The sequence below is a fragment of the Streptomyces sp. NPDC048142 genome, assembly GCF_043202835.1.
In the GTDB taxonomy this organism is placed as follows: Bacteria; Actinomycetota; Actinomycetes; order Streptomycetales; family Streptomycetaceae; genus Streptomyces.
This window is the reverse complement of the sequence record NZ_JBIDBC010000006.1, coordinates 255,748-275,319: the sequence shown is the minus strand read 5'-3', so window position 1 is coordinate 275,319 and position 19,572 is coordinate 255,748. Positions and strand designations below refer to the sequence as shown.

Below are 19,572 nucleotides of genomic sequence, written 5' to 3'. Positions count from 1 at the left end.
AATCCCGCTGAAATCAGAACAGTGACCTTCCCCACTGCCCCCTCCCAGAACGGGGCATCCATGGCACCGGGCATCGGGTTCCGGCTAAGTGGCCGAAGTACACCGGTGAACTCCCCCGGGAGATGAGTATCGTTCCGCTCGTTCGACACATGACAAAGGGGACGGGGGGAGCAGTGAGCGGCGTAGTCGTCCATCTGCCGCGAGGAAACGGTGGCGCCGTCGGCGGCGGACCGTACGGTGACACGGTGACGTTGCGGCTGGGTCCCGGCGAGGCCGCCCGCTTCGGGCGGGGCTCCACGACCGTTCCCGTCGAACTGCGCCTCGACGATCCGGCGGTCTCCCGGCTCGCCGGGGAGATCCGGGTCACCGACGACCACTGGCAGTTGACGAACCACAGCACCACCCACAGCTATCTCGTGGAGAACCCGGAGGGTGCGGGGGAATACCTGCGGGTGCCGCCGCGACGGGTGGGGGCGCCCATCCCGTTCGAGTTCTCACGCGTCGTGCTGCCGACGCGCGGTGACGTCTCGGTCTCCTTCCAGGTGTTCGCGCCCGACCACCTGTATCTGGACCCGGACGCGATGGGCGGCCGCTGGGGGAACAGCACGGTCACCGCGTACTCCCTGAACGAGACGGCCACGTACTTCCTCGTCCTGGTCGCGCTCTGCGAACCGCGGCTGCGCGACCAGTCGCGCGTGGCGGTCCCCACCACGCCCCAGATCGTCGAGCGGCTCGGTGGACACCTCGCCGGTGGCGAGCTGACCGCACGGGCGGTCAGCTCGCACATCGACTACCTCGCCGAGCAGAAGCTGCGTATCGGCGGCCCGGACGCCCCCGAGCCGGGCAAGGGCGACCGCCGCAACGGCAAGCGGGAGGAGATCGTGGGACTGGCGCTGCGGTTCGGGCTCGTACGGGAGGAGCATCTCGCGCTGCTGCCGCCCCCGGCAGGGGCCGGCGGGCGGGAGCGGCAGGCCGCACGATGAGGCCGCCGCACGGCCCGCGGGACACCACGGACGGCGACGGGGCGGATCTGCTCCCGCCCGGATACCGGGTCGGGGACTGGGTGGTCACCCGGCCGATCGGTTCCGGGGGCTGGTCCACGGTGTACGCGGCGCGGCCGGCCGAGGGGCACCCGGGCCGGACCGGCGGGACCGCCGTGCCCCGGGGGCACACCGACGTCGCTCTCAAGATCATGCCGACCGCCGGTCTCGCGCCGCGCCAGGCACGCAGGATCGTGGAGTCCGCCCGCCGCGAGGTCGAACTCGGCCGCCGGGCCGGGCATCCCCGGCTGATCGACGTCCTGGACTCGTTCGTTCTCACCGCACCCGAGCGCCCCTGTCTGGAGGGTGCGATCGTGCTGGTCATGGAGCGGGCCGCCGGCAGTCTGCGGGAACTGGTCGACGCGGGGGTGCCCGAGGCCGATCGCGGCCGGCTGATCGCGGGCGTCTGCGAGGGGCTCGCCCATCTTCACCGGTCGGGCTGGGTCCATGCGGACCTCAAGCCGGAGAACGTCCTGCTCGGCAGGGACGGGTCCGTGAAGCTCTCGGACTTCGGCCTGGCCACCGAACTGACGGGGACCCACGGTCACGTGCCTCCCCTGGGCACTCTGGACTACTTTCCGCCCGAGCGCTGGCGGGCGCCGCTGGGCGAACGCGGCGTACGGGTCCGGCCGACCGCGGACATCTGGGCGCTGGGCATCGTCATCCACGAGGTGTTCGCGTCCGGCGGCTCGCCGTTCCCCGGGGCCACACCCATGGCTCGTGGCGCCGCGGTCCAGGAGTACGGCCAGGGGCGTACGCCGCTGCGCATGGACCAGGCCGTACCGCCGTTCTGGCGTGCGCTGGCGGCCGACTGCCTCGCCCCGACCCACGAGGCCCGCGCCCCTCACACCGCGCAGAGCCTGCTCACCCGCATCACCGCCCACCGGGGGACGCCGGGGGCGGGGCGGCGGGGCGCTCGGGCCCGCGCGGCCGTCCTGGCCACCGCCCTGTGCGGGATCGCCGGGGCGACGCTGTACTCGGACGCGGTACGGGATGCCTCCCCCGTGCCGCCGGGCCGCGCGAACACCACGCCACCCGGCACGATCGAGGTGTACAACGCGGAGCGGGACTGCCGGGGACGGTCCGACCGGGCCCGGCAGTGCAGCCTGGGTCTGGCGATCGATCCCGCGCGGCCCTACACCGCGGAGAACGTCGTGCCGACCAGGGTGTGGCACGGGGACGTCCTCATCACCGACTGCCTGGTGCCCGACGGGGAGACCATCATCGACGAGGAGGACCGCCGGTCCACCCACTGGTTCCGCGTCCGCCTGCCGTCCGGCTCCAGGACCCCTACGGCCTGGCTCCCCGCCGTACGCGCCAAGGAGCGCCCGGCGCTGCCGGAGTGCTCCTGAGAGCTGTCCGGTTCGCAGACGCGTGAGCAGTAGCGGCAGATCCGGTCAAGGGGCACGGCGGGCATCGCGCGCATCGCGGCCTGAGACGCAACGCCCCCGGGCGCCGGAAGGCCGCGCGCACCCGCCGCCGGCCACCGGGGTGGCGGTCTCAGGAGCCGGCCCTGCGCTTGTTCCAGACGTCGAAGCCGACCGCGGCGAGGAGTGCCAGGCCCTTGATCACCTGCTTCCGGTCGGTGCCTATGCCGACCAGGTTCATACCGTTGTTTGCACCGAAGCCGGGCCTTCCCGTCGGTGGGCGGGATCACCCACACCCACTCCCCGCACGCCGTGGCCTTCGCCCAGGCCCGCCGCCCGATCCCGGTGCTCGGCACCACGCACGCGGACGCCTTCGACGGGCCGGTGCCCGTCACCGAGCCACTCAGCCCCGAACAGTGCGCGGCCGACTACGAGTTCAACACCGGGCAGGTGATCGTGGAGCTGCTCGAAGGCGACGACGAGCGCGCCCGGACCGTGCCCGCCGCCCTCGTGGCCCACCACGGCCCCTTCACCTGGAGTGCGAACGCCCATGCCTCGCTGGAGCACACCGTCATCTGCGAGGCCGTCGCGGAAATGGCGCTGCACACGCTTTCCCTGGGAGCCGTGCAGCCGCCTCAGCACCTGCTGGACCGCCACTTCACCCGTAAGCACGGTGCGGGAGCCTATTACGGCAACCCTGGAGCCATGTGACGGCAAGGGGCGCCCGCCCCGGCGTGCTGGGGGGCCGTACGTGATCCGACGGAGGCGAGGTGAACGGCGCGGCGGGCGCCCCGTTCACCCGGGCAGGATTCTTCAGCCCTGTGCGTCATGTCATTGCCGGGGACCGGCTCCCCTTCTCTGTCAGGCTGCCGGAGCACCGTTGACGCACCAGACAGCCAGGGAGTACGAGCGCCGATGCAGGTACGAACGGAGAATTCGGGGACCACATCGGAACGGCCTGGCCGCCGCGTTCCCGGGCGGTATCGCTCACGGACCGCGCCGTGCGCGCTGGCTGTCGCCCTTCTGGCCGCGACCGGTTGTTCGCTGCCGGAGACCTATGTCCCGCCCAGCAAGAACGCCGCCGAGGGATTCACCTTCTACCTGAGTCCCGAAGGCGATGACGACAACGACGGGCTCTCCCCCGAGAAGGCGTGGCGGACGCTGCGCAAGGCGGACGCGGTGACCTACCGGCCCGGTGACCGTCTCCGGCTGCGCGCGGGCGCCCGGTACCCCGGTGCCCTCTCGCTCGGCGAGAGGGAGGCCGGCAGCGCGAGAAGGCCCGTCGTGATCGAGTCGTACGGCGAGGGCCACGCGACGATCGAGGCAGCCGGAACGCCGGGGATCTCCGTCTACAACACCGCCGGGATCGAGATCCGGAACATCAAACTGGTCGGCGACGACCGCTCGCACTCCCGGCATCCTGGCGTCCGGTTCTTCAGCGAGCTCGCGGACGACCGGAAACTGTCGCACGTGGTTCTCTCCGGGCTCGACATCTCCGGCTTCCGCTCCGGTGTCACGCTGGCCGGGGCCAACCGGGGCACCGGGTTCCGCGACGTCCGCATCAGTGACACCGCCGTCCACCACAACAAGGACGCGGGCATCTCCCTCGTGGGGCCCGAGTTCGACGTGAAGGACCCGGTCTACGCCCACGAGAAGGTCTCACTGGCCCGCGTGCGGGCGTACCGCAACGACGGCGATCCGAAGTCGTCCGGCCGCAACACCGGCAGCGGCATCATGCTGGGCAGCGTCCGCGACGCCGAGGTCCGGCGGTCGACGGCCCATCACAACGGGGCGAAGTCGTCGAGCCGGGCCAAGGAAGGGCCCGAGGGGATCTGGGCCTACGACTCCACCCGCGTGGTCGTCGAGCACAACGTCTCGTACGCCAACCAGTCGGCCTCGCACGCGGACGGGGGTGGCTTCGGGCTGGACAACAACGTCTCCTCGTCGGTTATCCAGTACAACCTGGCCTTCGGGAACGACGGGCCGGGCTATCTCCTCTACACGCGTGACCTCAACGGTGCGCACCGCGACAACATCGTGCGCTTCAACCTCAGTTACGGCGACTCCCACAAGCATCCTCAGTACGGCGGCATCGTCGCGTACGGCGGTCTCGTCAGGGACTTGGACATCTACCACAACACGGTGGTGATGAAGGCGTCGGACAAGGCCCCGGAGAGCGCCCCCGCCCTGCGTCTCGAAAGAGGACTTGCCAGTGCCACCATCCGGAACAACATCTTCGTCACCAACGGCGCGCCGCTCGTGCTGTCGACCAAGGCCTTCGCGTCGGACGACGTCGTGCTGCAGGGCAACGACTACTTCAGCACGAGCGGCTGGAAGGTGCGCTGGGGCGGCGAAAGCTATCCGACGCTCGATGCCTGGCGCACCGCGGGCGGCCAGGAACGGGACGGCTCCGGCCCCACGGGCACGGACGCCGATCCGTGTCTGGAGAGCACGACGGACCCCATCAGCGATGCGAAGGAGGCCACCAGGATGGTGCCGCGTTGCTCGGACGCGTTGATGAAGGCGGCGCTGGACCTCAAGAAGACCGGCATCGAGCCGGGGCCCGTCGACTACTTCGGGGAACCGCTGTCCCCGACAGCCGCCGCCGGAGCCGCTCAGCCCACATCGGAAGAGTAGACCGCCGCCGTGGAGGCCGGCGCCTGCTGGTTCGGCAGGGCCGGCGGGGCCGGTCTCCCGAGCGCGCGCACGGTCCAGCCCGCGGAGCGCCAGAGCGCGGCATCCAGCGCGTTGCGGGCGTCGAGGATCCTTGGGACGGACACCGACGCCGCGAGCGCCGCGGGGTCGATCCGGCGGAATTCGGACCACTCCGTGAGGTGCAGGACCAGCTCGGCGTCCTCGCACGCCTTCGGCACGTCGTGGACGTACTCGATCCGCGGAAGTACGGACCGGGCGTTCTCGATGCCCTGCGGGTCGTACAGCCTCACCGCCGCACCCTCTCGGTGGACCGCGGCAGCCACGGCGAGCGCGGGTGAGTCGCGCACGTCGTCACTGTCCGGCTTGAACGTCGCGCCCAGCACGGCGACCCGACGGCCGGCGAAGTCCCCGCCGATCATGTCCCGGGCCAGGTCCGCCGCACGCCGGCGCTGGCGGCCGTTGATCTCGTCGACCTGGTGCAGGAACGCCACGGAGTCGCCCACGCCGAGCTCCCCGGCACGGGCCATGAACGCACGGATGTCCTTGGGCAGACAGCCGCCGCCGAAACCGAGGCCCGCGGAGAGAAAACGGCGTCCGATGCGGGTGTCGTGGCCGAGAGCGTCGGCCAGGGTGGCGACATCGGCTCCGGCCGCCTCGCACACCTCGGCCATCGCGTTGATGAACGAGATCTTGGTGGCGAGGAAGGAGTTCGCCGCCACCTTGACCAGCTCCGCGGTCGCCGGGTCCGTACTGATGTAGGGGACACCGGCCCGCAGCATCGGCGCGTACACCTCCCGCAGGACGGCGTCGGCGCCCGCGGAGGACACACCGGCCACGATGCGGTCGGGACGCAGGGTGTCCTCGACGGCATGGCCCTCCCGGAGGAATTCGGGGTTCCACGCGACCTCGACGTCCGCGCCCGCCGCGGCGAGCGCGTCGACCCGCATCGCGAGCCGGGCCGTCGTCCCCGCGGGCACCGTGGACTTGCCGACGATCAGACAGGGCCGCCGGAGGTGCGGCACCAGCCCCTCGACGACGGCGTCGACGAACCGCAGATCGGCGGCCTGGGAGCCCTCCTTCTGCGGCGTGCCGACGCAGACGAAGTGGACCTCCCCGAACTCGGCGGCCTCGCGCGCCGAGGTGGTGAACCGCAGGCGGCCCGATCTGACGCCCCCGGCGAGCGTCTCCTGCAGTCCCGGCTCGAAGAAGGGGGTCCTGCCCTCCCCGAGCAGCGCGATCCTACGGGCGTCGACATCGACGCCGAGCACGTCGTGCCCGATGTCCGCCATGCACGCGGCGTGCACAGCGCCCAGGTAACCCGTTCCCATGACGGTCAACCGCATCTTGTTCTGCTCCTGTCTGTGCGTCAGTTCGCGTAACCGGAGGGATTCAGCAGCTGGAAGCGCCATGCGTCATCGACCATGGAGGTCAGTTCCCGTTCGGCGGTCCAGCCCCATGCCTGCGCCACGGCGGTGGGGTCGGCGACCAGCTCGGCCACGTCCCCGGGGCGACGGGCGACGATCTCGAAGGGAATCGGCGTTCCGCAGGTGTCCGAGAAGGCCGTCACCAGTTGGCGGACGGAGGTGCCCCGGCCCGTGCCGAGGTTGAGGACGCGCATACCGCGCTCGTCGTCGAGGTGGTCCAGCGCGACGCGGTGCCCCTGGGCGACGTCCATGACGTGGATGTAGTCGCGGACACCGGTGCCGTCCGGCGTGGGGTAGTCGTCGCCGAAGATCCTCAGCCGGTCCAGCCGCCCGGCGGCGACCTGCGCGATGTACGGCAGGACGTTGTCGGGAACACCACGGGGCACCTCGCCCAGGAGCCCGGAGGAGTGTGCGCCGACCGGGTTGAAGTAGCGCAGGGCCAGCACGGAGAACTCCGGGAGCCGGCGGCAGACGTCATGGAGCACCTGCTCGCACAGCCACTTCGTGGTGGCGTACGGGTTGGTGGGGCGGGCCGGGTCGCTCTCGGTCAGCGGCACCTTTGTCGCATCGCCGTAGATCGAACACGAGGAGGAGAAGACCAGACGGTGTACCCCGTGGTCGCGCATCGCACGGAGCAGTGCGGTCGTGCCCCCGACATTGGTGTCGTAGTACTCGACGGGCAGGGCCACGGACTCGCCCACCGCCTTCTTGGCCGCGAAGTGGATGACCGCGTCGAAGGAGTGGCCTTCAAACACTTCGCCGAGCGCTCTCCGGTCGAGCAGGTCGGCCTCGTACACCGCGGCCGGCGGGCGGCCGGCGACCTTCGCGATGCGCTCGACGGCCTCGGGCGAGCTGTTGGAGTAGTTGTCGACCAGCACGACCTCGTGGCCGTGTTCCAGCAGTTCGACACACGTATGACTGCCGATGAAGCCGGCGGCACCGGTCACGAGGACCGTGGAGGGACCGGGCATGAGGCACCTTTCGGTTGGCGTGCGGGCAGGAGAACGACCCCGGGTCACCAGCCCAGGACACCGGTGAGGTAGGCCGGGTACAGGACCGTGGCCAGGGCCAGCGGAAGCAGTGCGAGAGCGCCGGCCAGCAGGGGCGGCCAGGCGGTGACGAGGGCCCTCCGGACGCTGACACCGGATCCCCGGGCGGCCTCGACGACGTGCAGGCCGGACACGGCGAAGGTCACCACCGCGTAGGACACCGAGCCGAGGATGCACAGGAAGACGTAGCCCACCGCTGGGCCGGTGAGTTCGCCTACCACTGCCGCCGAGGAGAGGGCGCAGCTGATGAGCACGTAGGGAGCCACCATGCGCAGCGGCAGCGGTTCGAGCCCGTTGCGGGACTTGGGGGTGACCTTGAAGACGACGGGCCGGGGACGGAATCGCTGAAGCAGGGCCGCCCCGATGCCCCAGACCACGAAGGGCCAACGGGCCAGTACGAAGAGCCAGTTCTCCCAGCTGAGCACCGGAGCGTCACGGGGGCGCAGCAGACCGCAGCGGCGCACCATCAGGGTGAGGAGGATCAGCCACCCGGACATGGCCCAGAAGTGGCCCAGGAAGAAGAAGTAGTTGACATTGATCCAGGGCAGACCGGTGACGGCCGCGACAGGGGGGAGGGCGATGCCCACGGCGGTCGCTGTCGCGAGGAGGGGGTAGTACAGGGCGATGAGCCCGAACCGCAGGCGCAGACGACGGCTCATCCGGCCCAGATGATTGGGGAGCATGCCGAAGAGGAGGACGGCGAGACTGCGCGACCACTGGAACTCCTGGGTGGCCATGGCCGTGAAGGTGATCGGGCCCTCGCCGTGTGCCTCGGCATCGATGGCGAACGCGCCGTGCCAGCCCGCGGAGTTCAGCAGGAAGGTGGTGGAGAAGTCCTCGGCGAGCTCGGGGCCAAGACCCCCGATGTCCCGCAGGGCCCGGGTGCGCACGGCGTAGTGGGAACCGATGCACAGCGGGCCGTACCCCTCGGAGTGTCCGAGTTGGAAGGCGCCGTGGAAGACCGCCTCGCGGTAGAGGCGGCCGCGCGCCGACCACGAGGCGGCGGCGTTGGAGTCGCAGACGCTGGGAGCGGCGACATAGCCGATCGCCGGGTCGGCGAAGGGCTGGACCACCTCGCTCAGGTAGTGCGGGTGGGGGACGTGATCGCAGTCGAGCTGGGCGACGACGTCGTAGTCCTGGTAGCCCCAGTGGTCGTAGAAGTACGCCAGGTTGCCTTCCTTGCACCGGGTCCGGCGCGGCCAGGTGGCGCGGTGGTACTCCTCGACCCCCCGTCGGCAGGAGAGTCCGGCCCCGTTCTCCCGGCACCAGTCGATGACCTCCTGCGTCGGGTCCTCGTCACAGAGCCAGACGTCGTAGGGGTGCGGGAACTTCTGGTCCAGCATCGCGCGCAGGGTGGTCCGGGCCATGTCCCAGTGCTCCGAGGGCGCGCGGGTCACCACGAAGGCCGTCCTCAGCCGAGGTACGGCGACCGCGGGGTTGAAGCGGCGCATCCGGGCGCACACGAACACGAAGTGGAAGGGGAGGACCGTGAGGTAGATCAGCAGCGCGCTGTTGACCGTCAGCCCCACCCAGCCGACCCGGTGATCGGGCTGGAGCCACCAGGTCCAGAACCAGCCGAGCCCGGCCAGCCACCCGGTGCTGAGCAACATGACCTTGACCCGGTCGGCCCGGGAGAACTGCGCGACGAAGCTGTCGGCTCGTGTCGTGGCCGTGCGGGGAGGGGCTCCGAACACCGGCCCGTCGGGGGAGATTCCCACGACGTTTCCCGCGGAGAGGGAGCGGATCCGGTCGGGAAGCGTGTCGGGCGGCGTGCCGGTGACCGTGCCGGCCCCGGGGGCAGGGCCTGGCGGGGCCTGCGTCATGGGTGTGCTCCAGAAAGAAGGTCGCCGGGTGGTGGCGGCCGTGTGCGGCGCGGTGCCGATCCACGGGGGATCCACACGACGTGCGGGGCCGGGGATTGCGCGGGAGCCGGTGTGCGGGCCGGCTCAGGGAACCGGGACGGTGTCCTGCTGCCCGCCGCGGATCGCCGCCGCTCCCACCGCGATGTCCCGGGGCCGGCCCCGGAACCAGTCGACGGTCCTGCGCAGCCCTGGCCGGACGTCCACCTCCGGGTCCCAGCCGAGCTGCTCCCTTGCCCGGGTGATCACCGGTCGTCGGCGGGTCGGGTCGTCCGTCGGAAGGGGGTGGTACTGAACGTCCGAGGTCGAGCCGGTGAGTTCGAGGACGAGCTCCGCGAGTTCGAGCACCGTCCGCTCCTGCGGATTGCCGAGATTGACCGGCCCGGTGACGGGCGAGTCCAGCATGGCGACAAGGCCGCGGACCAGATCGTCGACATAGCAGAAGCTGCGCGTCTGCTTTCCGTCGCCGTAAATCGTGAGCGGTTCGCCGCTCAGCGCCTGGGTGATGAAACTGGAGACGACACGGCCGTCGTGCGGGCGCATTCGGGGACCGTAAGTGTTGAAGATGCGCACGATCCCCGCATTGACACCACGGCTCCGCCGGTAGGCCATGGTGACCGCTTCCGCGTATCGCTTGGCCTCGTCGTACACGCTGCGCGGTCCTACAGGATTGACGTTGCCCCAGTAGTCCTCGTCCTGCGGGTGGATCAGTGGGTCACCGTAGACCTCGCTGGTCGAAGCGAGCAGGAAGCGCGCGTTGTTCCATTCCGCCAGACGCAGCATGTTCTCGGTGCCGCGGCTGCCCACGGCCAGGGTCTCCAGGGGCCGGCGCAGGTAGTCGGGTGGTGAGGCGGGGCTCGCGAGATGGGCGATCGCGTCGAGCGGTCCGGGTACGTGGACGGCTTCGCTCACATCCGTGAGAATGAACTCGAACGCACGAAAATCGCGCAGGTGCGCGATGTTCTCGGGTTTCCCCGTGGCGAAGTTGTCGAGGCAGACGACGTCATCTCCACGCCGCAGCAGGGCCTCACACAGGTGCGAGCCCAGAAAACCCCCGCCGCCGGTCACGGCAATACGCATGGCTGTTCTCCAAGAGGGGGCGGAAGACGAAAACGCCTTCTGCGAATCCGTAGGAAAAGCATATGGGCAGAAAAGATCACCGCTGGGGGCTCTCTCCCGGAAATGCGCCGTTCGGCCGCAGCACAAATGAGCCCCTCCGGGACCGGTTTGCACGGTGGGGTTCGCTGCCTCACGGGTCGCCCCACCGGTGAGGACCACGCCATCGCTCGCGCCCTTCACTCATGCGTGTGAAACGGTCGCCGCGCGCGTCGGCGAGAACGGGGCAGTCCGCCACGCGGGCCGGTCACCGACGCCACCACTCGACGCGGCGGGCAGCGCAGCGCCGGTGACGCCACCGAAGCACCGGTGCCGGCACAACAGCGTTTTGGTATTGACTATCGTTTTCATGTAGCGTTTCGGCACCAACGACAGAGGTGGTCCTCATGGCAGTCCCGAAGCGGAAGATGTCCCGCAGCAACACCCGTCACCGCCGAGCCCAGTGGAAGGCCGTGACGCCCCAGCTGGTGCCCGTCACGATCGACGGTTCCGTCTACCGGGTGCCGCAGCGGCTGGCGAAAGCCTACGAGCGCGGCCTGCTGCGCCCCGAGGGCTGATCCCTCATGACGCAGGACCTCCTGCCCGTCACGGTGCTGTCCGGTTTCCTGGGAGCCGGAAAGACCACGCTGCTCAACCATGTCCTCGGCAACCGTGAGGGCATGCGCGTCGCGGTGATCGTCAACGACATGAGCGAGATCAACATCGACGCGGCTCTGGTGCGCGGGGGCGACGCGGCGCTCTCGCGCACCGAGGAGCGCCTGGTCGAGATGACCAACGGATGCATCTGCTGCACCCTGCGCGACGACCTGCTCGAAGAGGTGGACCGGCTCGCCCGCGAGGGACGCTTCGACTACCTGCTGGTCGAATCCAGCGGCATCTCCGAACCGATGCCGGTGGCGGCGACCTTCTCCTTCCCGCGCGACGACGGAGCGACGCTGGGCGACCTCGCCCGCCTCGACACCATGGTCACCGTGGTCGACGCGGCCAACTTCCTCACCGAACTGGCAGGAGGCGACGGGCTCGCCGAGCGCGGACTCGACCAGTACGAGGACGACGAACGCACGGTCAGCGACCTGCTCATGGACCAGATCGAGTTCGCCGACGTCATCGTGCTCAACAAGCTGGACCTGGTGGGCGAGCGAGAGCGCGATCAGCTCGGTGCCGCGCTCAACCGTCTCAACCCCGCGGCGCGCCTCGTACCCGCCGCCCATGGCCGCGTGGAGCTGAACGACGTACTCGGCACCGGCCTCTTCGACCTGGAGCGGGCCCAGCAGGCCCCCGGCTGGGTCCGGGAACTGAACGGTGACCACATGCCGGAGACGGAGGAGTACGGCATCTCCAGCACGGTCTTCCGTGCCGACCGCCCCTTCCACCCCGACCGTCTGTGGGCGTTCGTCACCGAGGATCTGGACAGCGGGCGGTACGGACAGGTCCTGCGCTCCAAGGGTTTCTTCTGGCTGTCCAGCAGGCCCGGCGTGACCGGACTGTGGTCACAGGCCGGCTCCGTTGCCCGCTTCGAACCTTCCGGCGCACGCGATGCCGGCACCGCGCAGGGCCAGGAGCTGGTCTTCATCGGCACGGATCTGCGGGCGGAGCCCCTGCACGAGGCCCTTGCCGCGTGCCTGCTGTCGGACGAAGAGCCGTGGCCCGTGGCCGCCGACCCGTTCCCGGAGTGGGAAACCTACGGCATTGATGACGCGTGCGAAGTCCAGCACCGGGAACCGGTGACAGCACACCCCTGATCTCCGGGCCGGGCGGTGGTCGCAGCCACGGCATCGTCCGGTCCGGCCCTCACGCCCGCACAGGTGAACCCCGTCAACCGATGCCTCGGTCGGCGGGGTTCACCTGTGCGGGCACGGCGAAGCGCGGGCCGGCTCGACCCTGTCGGGGGTCCCCGGGTTCCCCGACGGAGTCGCGTCAGCCCGCGGCGCTTCCGAGCAGCGGGTCCGGCACCGCGGCCCACGCCGCCCTGCCCTGCGCCAGCTCGTGGTCGGTCAGCAGGGCTTCGTCCAGGGCGCACCGGATGGCCTGCTCGTCGAGGCCCACGCCGATGAAGACGATCTCGTTGCGCCTCTCGCCGTAGTAGTCGTGCCAGAACCACGACGCGAGGGTGCGCCGCTGGGGTGTGGCCGCTTGCCAGGCGCCCGTCTCCTGCGGCTCAAGCCATCGGTCCGCTTCCTGGAGTTCCAGGTGCGCGCCGGCGGACCGCCAGGTGATCACGGAATCGGGTCGGCCGCAGAGCCACAGGTGACCCCGGCTGCGCACGACTCCTCTCAGGGCGACCGCCAGCGCGTCGGCCAGGCGCTGCGGGTGGACGGGCCGGCGCGAGCGCCACCGTACGGACCGCACGGAGTGCTCCGCGGGGTGCGGGCTGCCCGGGATCACCAGGGGATCCAGTCGCCCCAGCCACTCCTCACCGAAGTCCGCCGGCAGCGGACGCATCAGATGACGGCCGTCGGAGCACGAGTCGACCAGCAGAGCACCGCCGTTGACCCGCTCGACCAGGCACCCCACGCCTGAGCCGTGCCGGTCCCCGACGCCTTCTCCCGCGGGTACGTAGAGCACGTCGGCCGACTCGACCTGACGGGCCGCCGCTTCGGCCCGCGTGAGCGGAGCCGTACGGTTCCAGCCGTTCCACAGCCGGACGGCATGGTGTACGCGACCGATGTCGGCCATGAACGTCACCGGATCGACGGCCACCAGAGCCGGGGCCGCCGCGTAGTGGTCCGCGAGGGAGGTCGCACCGGTCCGGGCGCGCCACAGTTCCACGAGGAACGGCAGAACGTCCAGGCTGCCCGGAAGCGCGAGGATCACGTGCTCGCTCCCTACGGTCCGGCGCAGGGACAGCAGGTCCTGACGGAGAACGACCGCCGGACTCCCGGTGACGGCCCCCGAGACGGCTGTGTCCAGGGGCGCGCCCGCGCCGCTGAGGAGACGGTGGACCGAGGGGTATCCCTCGTTCTCGCCGCAGATCGACACAGCCGGGACGACCGCGGTCGCCGACAGCTTCAGGAGCCCGTCGACGGCTTTACCCCGCACCATGGGGGTGTTGCCGGTGACGACGCTGAGCAGCGCCTTGGACACGTGGGTTCCGATCGTCGAAGTGGGGCGGCGGGGAGCCGCCGGCCTCCGGGGCATCTCGTGTCGCGGGCCGGCAGGCGGAGTCGGGCCCCGGATCGGATCTCGACGGGGGCGAGGTACCCGTACGGTTTCGTGCCGCCGTGTGCGCGGACCGTTTCGAGTCACCCTGCGGCGTCGGGGGCGGCCGGAGCCCCGTCGCCGGCTCCCCTCCGCGCCTCCGGGACCACACCCACCTTAAGCACAATGGTAATCATTTTCAATAAGCCGCCATGGCCGCACCCGCCCACCCGCCCGAACCCAGGCCTCACGCGCGCCGGGGCAGCTGCCAGACCTCGTCGATCGCGTCGTCGGTCAGCACCTCACAGGGGTCGCCCTCCGCCCGGAGCCGCCCCTCCCGGAGCAGCAGGAGATGCCCCGCCGACCTGGCCACCCCGAGGTCATGCGTCGCCTGCACGACCGTCACCCCATCCCGCGTCACCTCGGCCAGCACATCGGCGATCAGCTGCTGCGCCGCCGTGTCGAGGCCGGCGGTCGGCTCGTCGAGCAGGAGCAGATCGGCCTCCTGCGCCAACCCCTGAGCCACGAGGGCGCGCTGGCGCTGCCCGCCGGACAGCTCTCCCAGTTGACAGTGAGCGAGGGAGCCGATGCCGAGCCGGTCCATGCTCGCCTCCACCACCGCCCAGTCCTGGCGCGACAGCCGTCGCCACAGCCCGCGGCGGCCCCACCTCCCCATCGCCACGGCGTCCCGCACCGTCATCGGCAGCACATCGGACGCCTTGCTCCGCTGGGCCACGTACGCCACCCGTCCGTCGGTCCGGTGCTCCACCCGGCCCGCCGTCGCCCGGATCACTCCGGCGACGACCCCGAGCAGCGTGGACTTGCCCGAGCCGTTCGGCCCGACCACCGCGGTGGTGGTGAACTCCGGTACGTGCGCGGTGAATCGCTCCAGGACCACCCGGTTCGCATACCCGGCCGCCACCCCGTCGAGCCTTACCTGCCACTGCATGCCCCGAACCTCTTCCCGCCAGATTTTGTAGTGATAATCATTTTCATTGTAGTGTCCCGCCCCATGGAATGGTTGATGGGCCCCTTCGAGGTGACCTTTGTCCAACGGGCCCTGTGGGGCGGCATACTCGTGTCACTGATCGGCGCCCTGGCCGGAACGTGGGTCGTGCTGCGCGGCATGGCGTTCTTCGGTGACGCGATGTCGCACGGCATGCTTCCCGGCATCGCGCTCGCCTCGCTGCTCGGAGGCAATCTGCTCGTCGGCGCCGCCGTGAGCGCGGCCGTCATGGCTCTCGGGGTCAGCGTCGTCGGGCGGTCGCCCCGCCTGTCGCAGGACACGAGCATCGGCCTGCTCTTCGTCGGCATGCTGTCGCTCGGTGTCATCATCGTGTCGCGCTCGCAGTCGTTCGCGGTCGACCTGACCGGTTTCCTCTTCGGCGATGTGCTCGCCGTGCGTTCGGCCGACCTGCTCTACCTCGGCGGCGCCCTGGTCATCGCGCTGGTGGTCTCCGTACTGGGCTACCGTCCCTTCGTCGCCCTGGCGTTCGACGAGCGCAAGGCGCACACGCTGGGGCTCCGGCCACGGCTGGCGCACGCGGCGCTGCTGGCCCTGCTCACGCTGGCCATCGTCGCTTCGTTCCACGTGGTGGGGACGCTGCTGGTCTTCGGCCTGCTGATCGCCCCGCCCGCGACGGTGCTGCCCTGGGCCCGGCGTATCCCGGTGATCATGGCCGGCGCCGCCGGACTGGGAGCGAGCGCGACGTTCATCGGCCTGCTGATCTCGTGGCACTTCCACACGGCTGCCGGGGCGAGCATCGCGGCGACGGCCGTCGCCCAGTTCATGCTCTCCACGGCCGCCTCCGGCCTTCGCCACCGGTGGGCCCGTTCCACTCCCCCCGCCCCTGCCACACCTGACCGCCCCCACGTGAAAAGCGGACACCTGTCATGAGACCCCGAACAACTCGTACCGCCACGGCGCTCTCCTGTGTCGCCCTCGCCGGCTCCGCGCTGCTCGCCGGCTGCCAGAGCGGCAGCGACGCCAAAGCCCCCTCGGCGGCATCGGCGCAGCCCCACGGATACGTGGAGGGGGCCGAAGAAGCCGCGGAACAGCAGTCCCGGCTCGTGCTGGCGGAAGCGGGCACGGGGAAGGTCGAGGTGCTGGACCTGACCACCGAGGACGTGACGCCGCTCAAGGGCAGCGGCCGTCCGAAGAACCTGCGCGCCGACGGCCGGTTCGCCTACCTGGGCGGGGCCGACGGCACCTACGTCATCGACAGCGGCGCCTGGACGGTGGACCACGGCGATCACGTCCATTACTACCGCGCCGCGATCCGCAGCGCAGGGACCATCCCGGGTACGGATGTCGCCCACATCCACAGCGACATGGCGGTCACCGTGGTCACCTCGGGCGACGGCACCCGGCTCCTCGACCGCAAGAAGCTCGAGAGCGGAGCCGTTCCCGGTGGCAGCACGCTGAAGGCCACGGGCAGCGGGGCGGTCATCCCCTACCGGGAGCATCTGCTGGTCGCCGGGGCGGGGCCCGGCAAGGACAGCATCGAGATCCGCGACCGCGACGGCGCACAGGTCACCGTGCTGAAGGAACCGTGCGCGCAGGCGCGTGGCGAGGCGGTCACCCGCCGGGGCGTGGTCTTCGGATGTGCTGACGGCGCGCTGCTCGTCAGCGAGGACAAGGGCACGTTCGAAGCCGGGAAGATCCCGTACGGCTCGACGACGCGGGAAGCGGAGCGGGCCCTCGACTTCCGCCACCGGGCGGGCAGCAGCACGCTCGCGGCCCTCTCCGGCGACGACGCCGTCTGGGTCCTGGACGTCACCGACCGCACCTGGACGCGCGTCGAGACCGGCCCGGTCGTGGCCGCCAACACCGCCGGGGAAGGTTCGCCGCTGCTCGCGCTCGGTGAGGACGGCGTCCTCACCGCCTACGACATCACCACCAAGAAGGCGGTCGTCCGCAAGAAGCTCCTCGCGAAGGCCGAGGCGTCCGCGACCATCGAGGTCGACTCCACCCGCGCGTACGTCAACGACACCGCGGCACGCAAGGTGTACGAGATCGACTACGCCGACCGGCTTCGGCTCGCCCGTACCTTCTCGCTCGGCATAGCCCCGACGTTCATGGTGGAGACCGGCCGATGAGCAGCCGCCCCACCGCTCCACGCAGGCATCATGCCCTCGCCCGTCTCCTTCTCGCCGCCCTGGCCGGTGTACTGCTCGTGGGAGCGAGCGGGTGCGCGGGGAGGGACGAGGACCGCGCCTCCGTGGTCGTCACCACGAACATCCTCGGGGACATCACCCGGAACATCGTCGGCGACGAGGCCGAGGTGACCGTGCTGATGCGGGCCGACGCCGACCCGCACTCCTTCGGCGTCTCGGCCCCGCAGGCGGCGTCCATCGAGCGGGCCGATCTGGTCGTCCACAACGGGCTCGGCCTGGAGGAGAACATCCTGCGCCATGTGCGGGCCGCCGAGGAGTCCGGCGTCTCCACCCTGGCGGTCGGGGAAGCCGTCGATCCGATCACCTACACGGCCGGCGAGTCCGCCGACGAACCCGACCCGCACTTCTGGACCGACCCCGAACGCGTCCGCACAGCCGTCGGGCTCATCGCGGATCACGTCATCGAGCACGTTCAGGGCGTCGACAGGTCCGTGGTCGCGGAGAACGCGTCCGCCTACGGGGCGCGGATCACCGAACTCACCGGGTGGATGGAAGAGCAGTTCCACCGCATCCCGGACGGGCAACGGCAGTTGGTGACCAACCATCACGTCTTCGGCTATCTGGCCCAGCGCTTCGGGTTCCGGATCGTGGGCGCGGTGATCCCGAGCGGCACCACCCTCGCATCGCCGAGCGCTTCCGACCTCACGTCTCTCGCCACCGCGATCGAGACAGCCGGCGTCCGGGCGATATTCGTTGACTCCTCCCAACCCGACCGCCTCGCCCAGGTGTTGAAACGTGAGAGCGAAGTCGACGTCGATGTCGTGCCGCTGTTCTCCGAGTCCCTCACCGCAGAGGGGAAAGGCGCGGCCACCTATCTGGAAATGATGCGCGCCAACACCAGGTCCATCACCACGGGACTGACCACCGCATAAACGCGTTGTCGCCGGTCATGAGCGACAGACCAAAAGGGAAAGAAACCTGATGAAGCATGTAGCACGCCCCCGGACGACCGCTGCCGTCGCCGCACTGATCGTGGCGTCCCTGGCCCTCACCGCCTGCGGCAACGGCACCGAGGACTCCGCCGCCAAGGCGAAGGAGAAGAAGCCCGGTTCACCGGCCGCCCGGATCGCCGACCCGATCGTCACCACGTACGACGGAGGTCTGTACGTCCTGGACGGAGCGACCCTGAAGCTCGCGAAGGACATACCGCTGGAAGGGTTCAACCGAGTCAATCCCGCAGGCAGCGAGCGCCACATGATGGTCTCGACGGCCACCGGATTTCAGGTGCTGGACGCGGCGGGAGGAAAGCTCACCGATGTCGAGTTCGAAGGCGGCAAGCCGGGCCACGTCGTACGCCACGCGGGCAAGACCGTCCTGTTCACCGACGGCACCGGAGTGGTCACGGTCCTCGACCCGAAGGACCTCGGCGACACGAAGCCGGAGGCCGAGACGTACACCTCCGCGGCCCCGCACCACGGTGTCGCCATCCAGCTCACCGACGGCACCCTGGTGACCACCCTCGGTACGGAGGAGAAGCGCGTCGGCATCGCCGTACTCGACAAGGACCGCAAGGAGATCACCCGCAGCGAGGAGTGCCCCGGCGTCCACGGCGAGGCCACCGCGCAGGACGAGGCCGTCGTCATCGGCTGCGAGAACGGTGTGCTGCTCTACAAGGACGGCGCCGTCAAGAAGCTGAAGAGCCCCACCGAGTACGGCCGGATCGGCAACCAGGCCGGCTCCGACGAGTCGCCCGTCGTCCTCGGTGACTACAAGAAGGACAAGGACGCCGAACTGGAACGCCCCGAGCAGGTGTCCCTCATCGACACCCGGACGGGCCGGATGCGCCTCGTCGACATCGGCACGAGCTACTCCTTCCGCTCCCTGGCGCGCGGTCCGCACGGTGAGGCGCTCGTCCTGGGCACCGACGGCAGTATCCACGTCATCGACCCCGACGCGGGCAAGGTCACCAAGAAGATCGCCGTGCTCGACACGTGGCAGGAGCCGCTGGACTGGCAGCAGCCCCGCCCCACGCTGTTCGTGCGTGACCACACGGCCTATGTCTCCGGCCCGTCGGCCAAGAAGCTGGTGGCCATCGACATCGAGTCGGGCGAGCAGCTGGCCTCCACCGAGCTGCCGAAGGCTCCCAACGAGCTGAGTGGCGTCAAGCAGCACTGACGCCGAGCACATCGCGCGAGGAGCACGTCCCGTGGAGGGGCGTGCTCCTCGCGTCGTTCCGCACGACTGCCCGCTCGGGCGTGAGCGGTGCTTTCGCGCGGCGCGCCCGGAGGCAGCAGCGTCAGGGCGGACTTAGACTGCGAGAAATGCGGGATATGTCCGCCCTCCCGCTTCGGCGGACCGGCCCGCGCCACCCGCGAAGGAGCCAGCGAGATGTCCACGACCACGGCACACCACCCCCACCCGGCGCACACGCACGAGCACGCCCCGGGATGTGGCCACGTGGCGATCCCGCACGACGACCACATCGACTACGTGCACGACGGTCACCTCCATCGCGTGCACGAGGGCCATGCGGACGAGTGCGTGAGCCCGTCGCACTCGGTGCACAGCGGGCACGAGCACCGGCACGGAGTGGACTGCGGCCATGTCGCCGTGCCGCACGAGGACCACGTCGACTACGTCCACGACGGCCATCGGCACGCCCAGCACGACGACCACTGGGACGACCACTGAACGACTCCGCCGGAGAACCGCCGACGCCGGCGGACCGGACGGCAGCCGCCGCTTCACCAGGCGCCGGAGCGGACCCCCCGCCCCGGCGCGCCGGGGTTCCTGGTGCCTTCCCCGTA

The 19,572-nt window shown here is 70.3% G+C and carries 16 protein-coding genes and 1 pseudogene; 11 read left to right on the top strand and 6 right to left on the bottom strand.

The window, feature by feature from the left end; genetic code table 11:
• The first annotated feature begins 173 nt into the window (after positions 1-173).
• From ACGF2Y_RS11500 to ACGF2Y_RS11485, 4 genes and pseudogenes are all read left to right on the top strand, one after another.
• Positions 174-983, top strand: coding sequence for a serine/threonine protein kinase (locus tag ACGF2Y_RS11500; protein ID WP_392945293.1), 810 nt, complete (start codon positions 174-176; stop codon positions 981-983).
• On the top strand, positions 980-2,392 hold the full coding sequence (locus ACGF2Y_RS11495; RefSeq protein WP_392945291.1) for a serine/threonine-protein kinase: 1,413 nt from the start codon (positions 980-982) through the stop codon (positions 2,390-2,392). The genes ACGF2Y_RS11500 and ACGF2Y_RS11495 overlap by 4 nt, the downstream gene beginning before the upstream one ends.
• Positions 2,393-2,656: 264 nt before the next feature.
• Positions 2,657-3,118, top strand: a pseudogene (locus ACGF2Y_RS11490) (class II aldolase/adducin family protein); the annotation flags it as partial.
• Between the two features lie 204 nt (positions 3,119-3,322).
• Complete coding sequence (locus ACGF2Y_RS11485; protein ID WP_392945288.1) at positions 3,323-5,044, top strand: right-handed parallel beta-helix repeat-containing protein; 1,722 nt, start codon at positions 3,323-3,325, stop codon at positions 5,042-5,044.
• Here ACGF2Y_RS11485 and ACGF2Y_RS11480 read toward each other — a convergent pair.
• The 4 genes from ACGF2Y_RS11480 to ACGF2Y_RS11465 form a co-directional block, all read right to left on the bottom strand.
• The gene (locus ACGF2Y_RS11480) at positions 5,023-6,405 is read right to left on the bottom strand and encodes a UDP-glucose dehydrogenase family protein (protein ID WP_392945286.1); all 1,383 of its coding nucleotides are present in this window, start codon (positions 6,403-6,405) and stop codon (positions 5,023-5,025) included. The genes ACGF2Y_RS11485 and ACGF2Y_RS11480 overlap by 22 nt on opposite strands.
• 23 nt (positions 6,406-6,428) lie before the next feature.
• Positions 6,429-7,457 (bottom strand): UDP-glucose 4-epimerase GalE, encoded by a 1,029-nt coding sequence (gene galE, locus ACGF2Y_RS11475; protein ID WP_392945284.1) that lies wholly within the window; start codon positions 7,455-7,457, stop codon positions 6,429-6,431.
• Between the two features lie 44 nt (positions 7,458-7,501).
• Complete coding sequence (locus ACGF2Y_RS11470; protein WP_392945281.1) at positions 7,502-9,358, bottom strand: glycosyltransferase; 1,857 nt, start codon at positions 9,356-9,358, stop codon at positions 7,502-7,504.
• 123 nt (positions 9,359-9,481) lie between these two features.
• Positions 9,482-10,474, bottom strand: coding sequence for a UDP-glucuronic acid decarboxylase family protein (locus ACGF2Y_RS11465; protein ID WP_392945279.1), 993 nt, complete (start codon positions 10,472-10,474; stop codon positions 9,482-9,484).
• Positions 10,475-10,896: 422 nt separating this feature from the next.
• Here ACGF2Y_RS11465 and rpmF point away from each other — a divergent pair, with 422 nt between their 5' ends.
• Together rpmF and ACGF2Y_RS11455 are read left to right on the top strand one after the other, a co-directional pair.
• On the top strand, positions 10,897-11,067 hold the full coding sequence (gene rpmF, locus ACGF2Y_RS11460; RefSeq protein WP_030081698.1) for a 50S ribosomal protein L32: 171 nt from the start codon (positions 10,897-10,899) through the stop codon (positions 11,065-11,067).
• Positions 11,068-11,073: 6 nt separating this feature from the next.
• Complete coding sequence (locus ACGF2Y_RS11455) at positions 11,074-12,252, top strand: GTP-binding protein (protein ID WP_392945276.1); 1,179 nt, start codon at positions 11,074-11,076, stop codon at positions 12,250-12,252.
• 175 nt (positions 12,253-12,427) lie between these two features.
• Here the strand turns inward: ACGF2Y_RS11455 and ACGF2Y_RS11450 are convergent, their stop codons facing one another.
• Positions 12,428-13,594 carry a GTP-binding protein gene (locus ACGF2Y_RS11450; RefSeq protein ID WP_392945274.1) on the bottom strand — a complete coding sequence of 389 codons (1,167 nt, stop codon included), beginning with the start codon at positions 13,592-13,594 and terminating at the stop codon, positions 12,428-12,430.
• Positions 13,595-13,895: 301 nt separating this feature from the next.
• Positions 13,896-14,597, bottom strand: a complete 702-nt coding sequence (aztA, locus tag ACGF2Y_RS11445; RefSeq protein ID WP_392945271.1) for a zinc ABC transporter ATP-binding protein AztA — start codon at positions 14,595-14,597, stop codon at positions 13,896-13,898.
• A gap of 63 nt (positions 14,598-14,660) precedes the next feature.
• On the opposite strand from aztA, the gene aztB reads away from it, so the two are divergent.
• From aztB to ACGF2Y_RS11420, 5 genes are all read left to right on the top strand, one after another.
• Positions 14,661-15,545: a zinc ABC transporter permease AztB gene (gene aztB, locus ACGF2Y_RS11440; RefSeq protein WP_392945268.1), complete on the top strand. Its 885-nt coding sequence runs from the start codon at positions 14,661-14,663 to the stop codon at positions 15,543-15,545.
• The gene (locus tag ACGF2Y_RS11435; protein WP_392945266.1) at positions 15,542-16,747 is read left to right on the top strand and encodes a hypothetical protein; all 1,206 of its coding nucleotides are present in this window, start codon (positions 15,542-15,544) and stop codon (positions 16,745-16,747) included. The genes aztB and ACGF2Y_RS11435 overlap by 4 nt, the downstream gene beginning before the upstream one ends.
• On the top strand, positions 16,744-17,697 hold the full coding sequence (gene aztC / locus ACGF2Y_RS11430) for a zinc ABC transporter substrate-binding protein AztC (RefSeq protein ID WP_392945264.1): 954 nt from the start codon (positions 16,744-16,746) through the stop codon (positions 17,695-17,697). Before ACGF2Y_RS11435 ends, aztC begins: the two co-directional genes overlap by 4 nt.
• 49 nt (positions 17,698-17,746) lie before the next feature.
• Positions 17,747-18,940, top strand: a complete 1,194-nt coding sequence (gene aztD / locus ACGF2Y_RS11425) for a zinc metallochaperone AztD (RefSeq protein WP_392945262.1) — start codon at positions 17,747-17,749, stop codon at positions 18,938-18,940.
• A 213-nt stretch (positions 18,941-19,153) separates the two neighbouring features.
• Positions 19,154-19,456: a hypothetical protein gene (locus ACGF2Y_RS11420; protein WP_392945260.1), complete on the top strand. Its 303-nt coding sequence runs from the start codon at positions 19,154-19,156 to the stop codon at positions 19,454-19,456.
• Positions 19,457-19,572 lie beyond the last annotated feature (116 nt).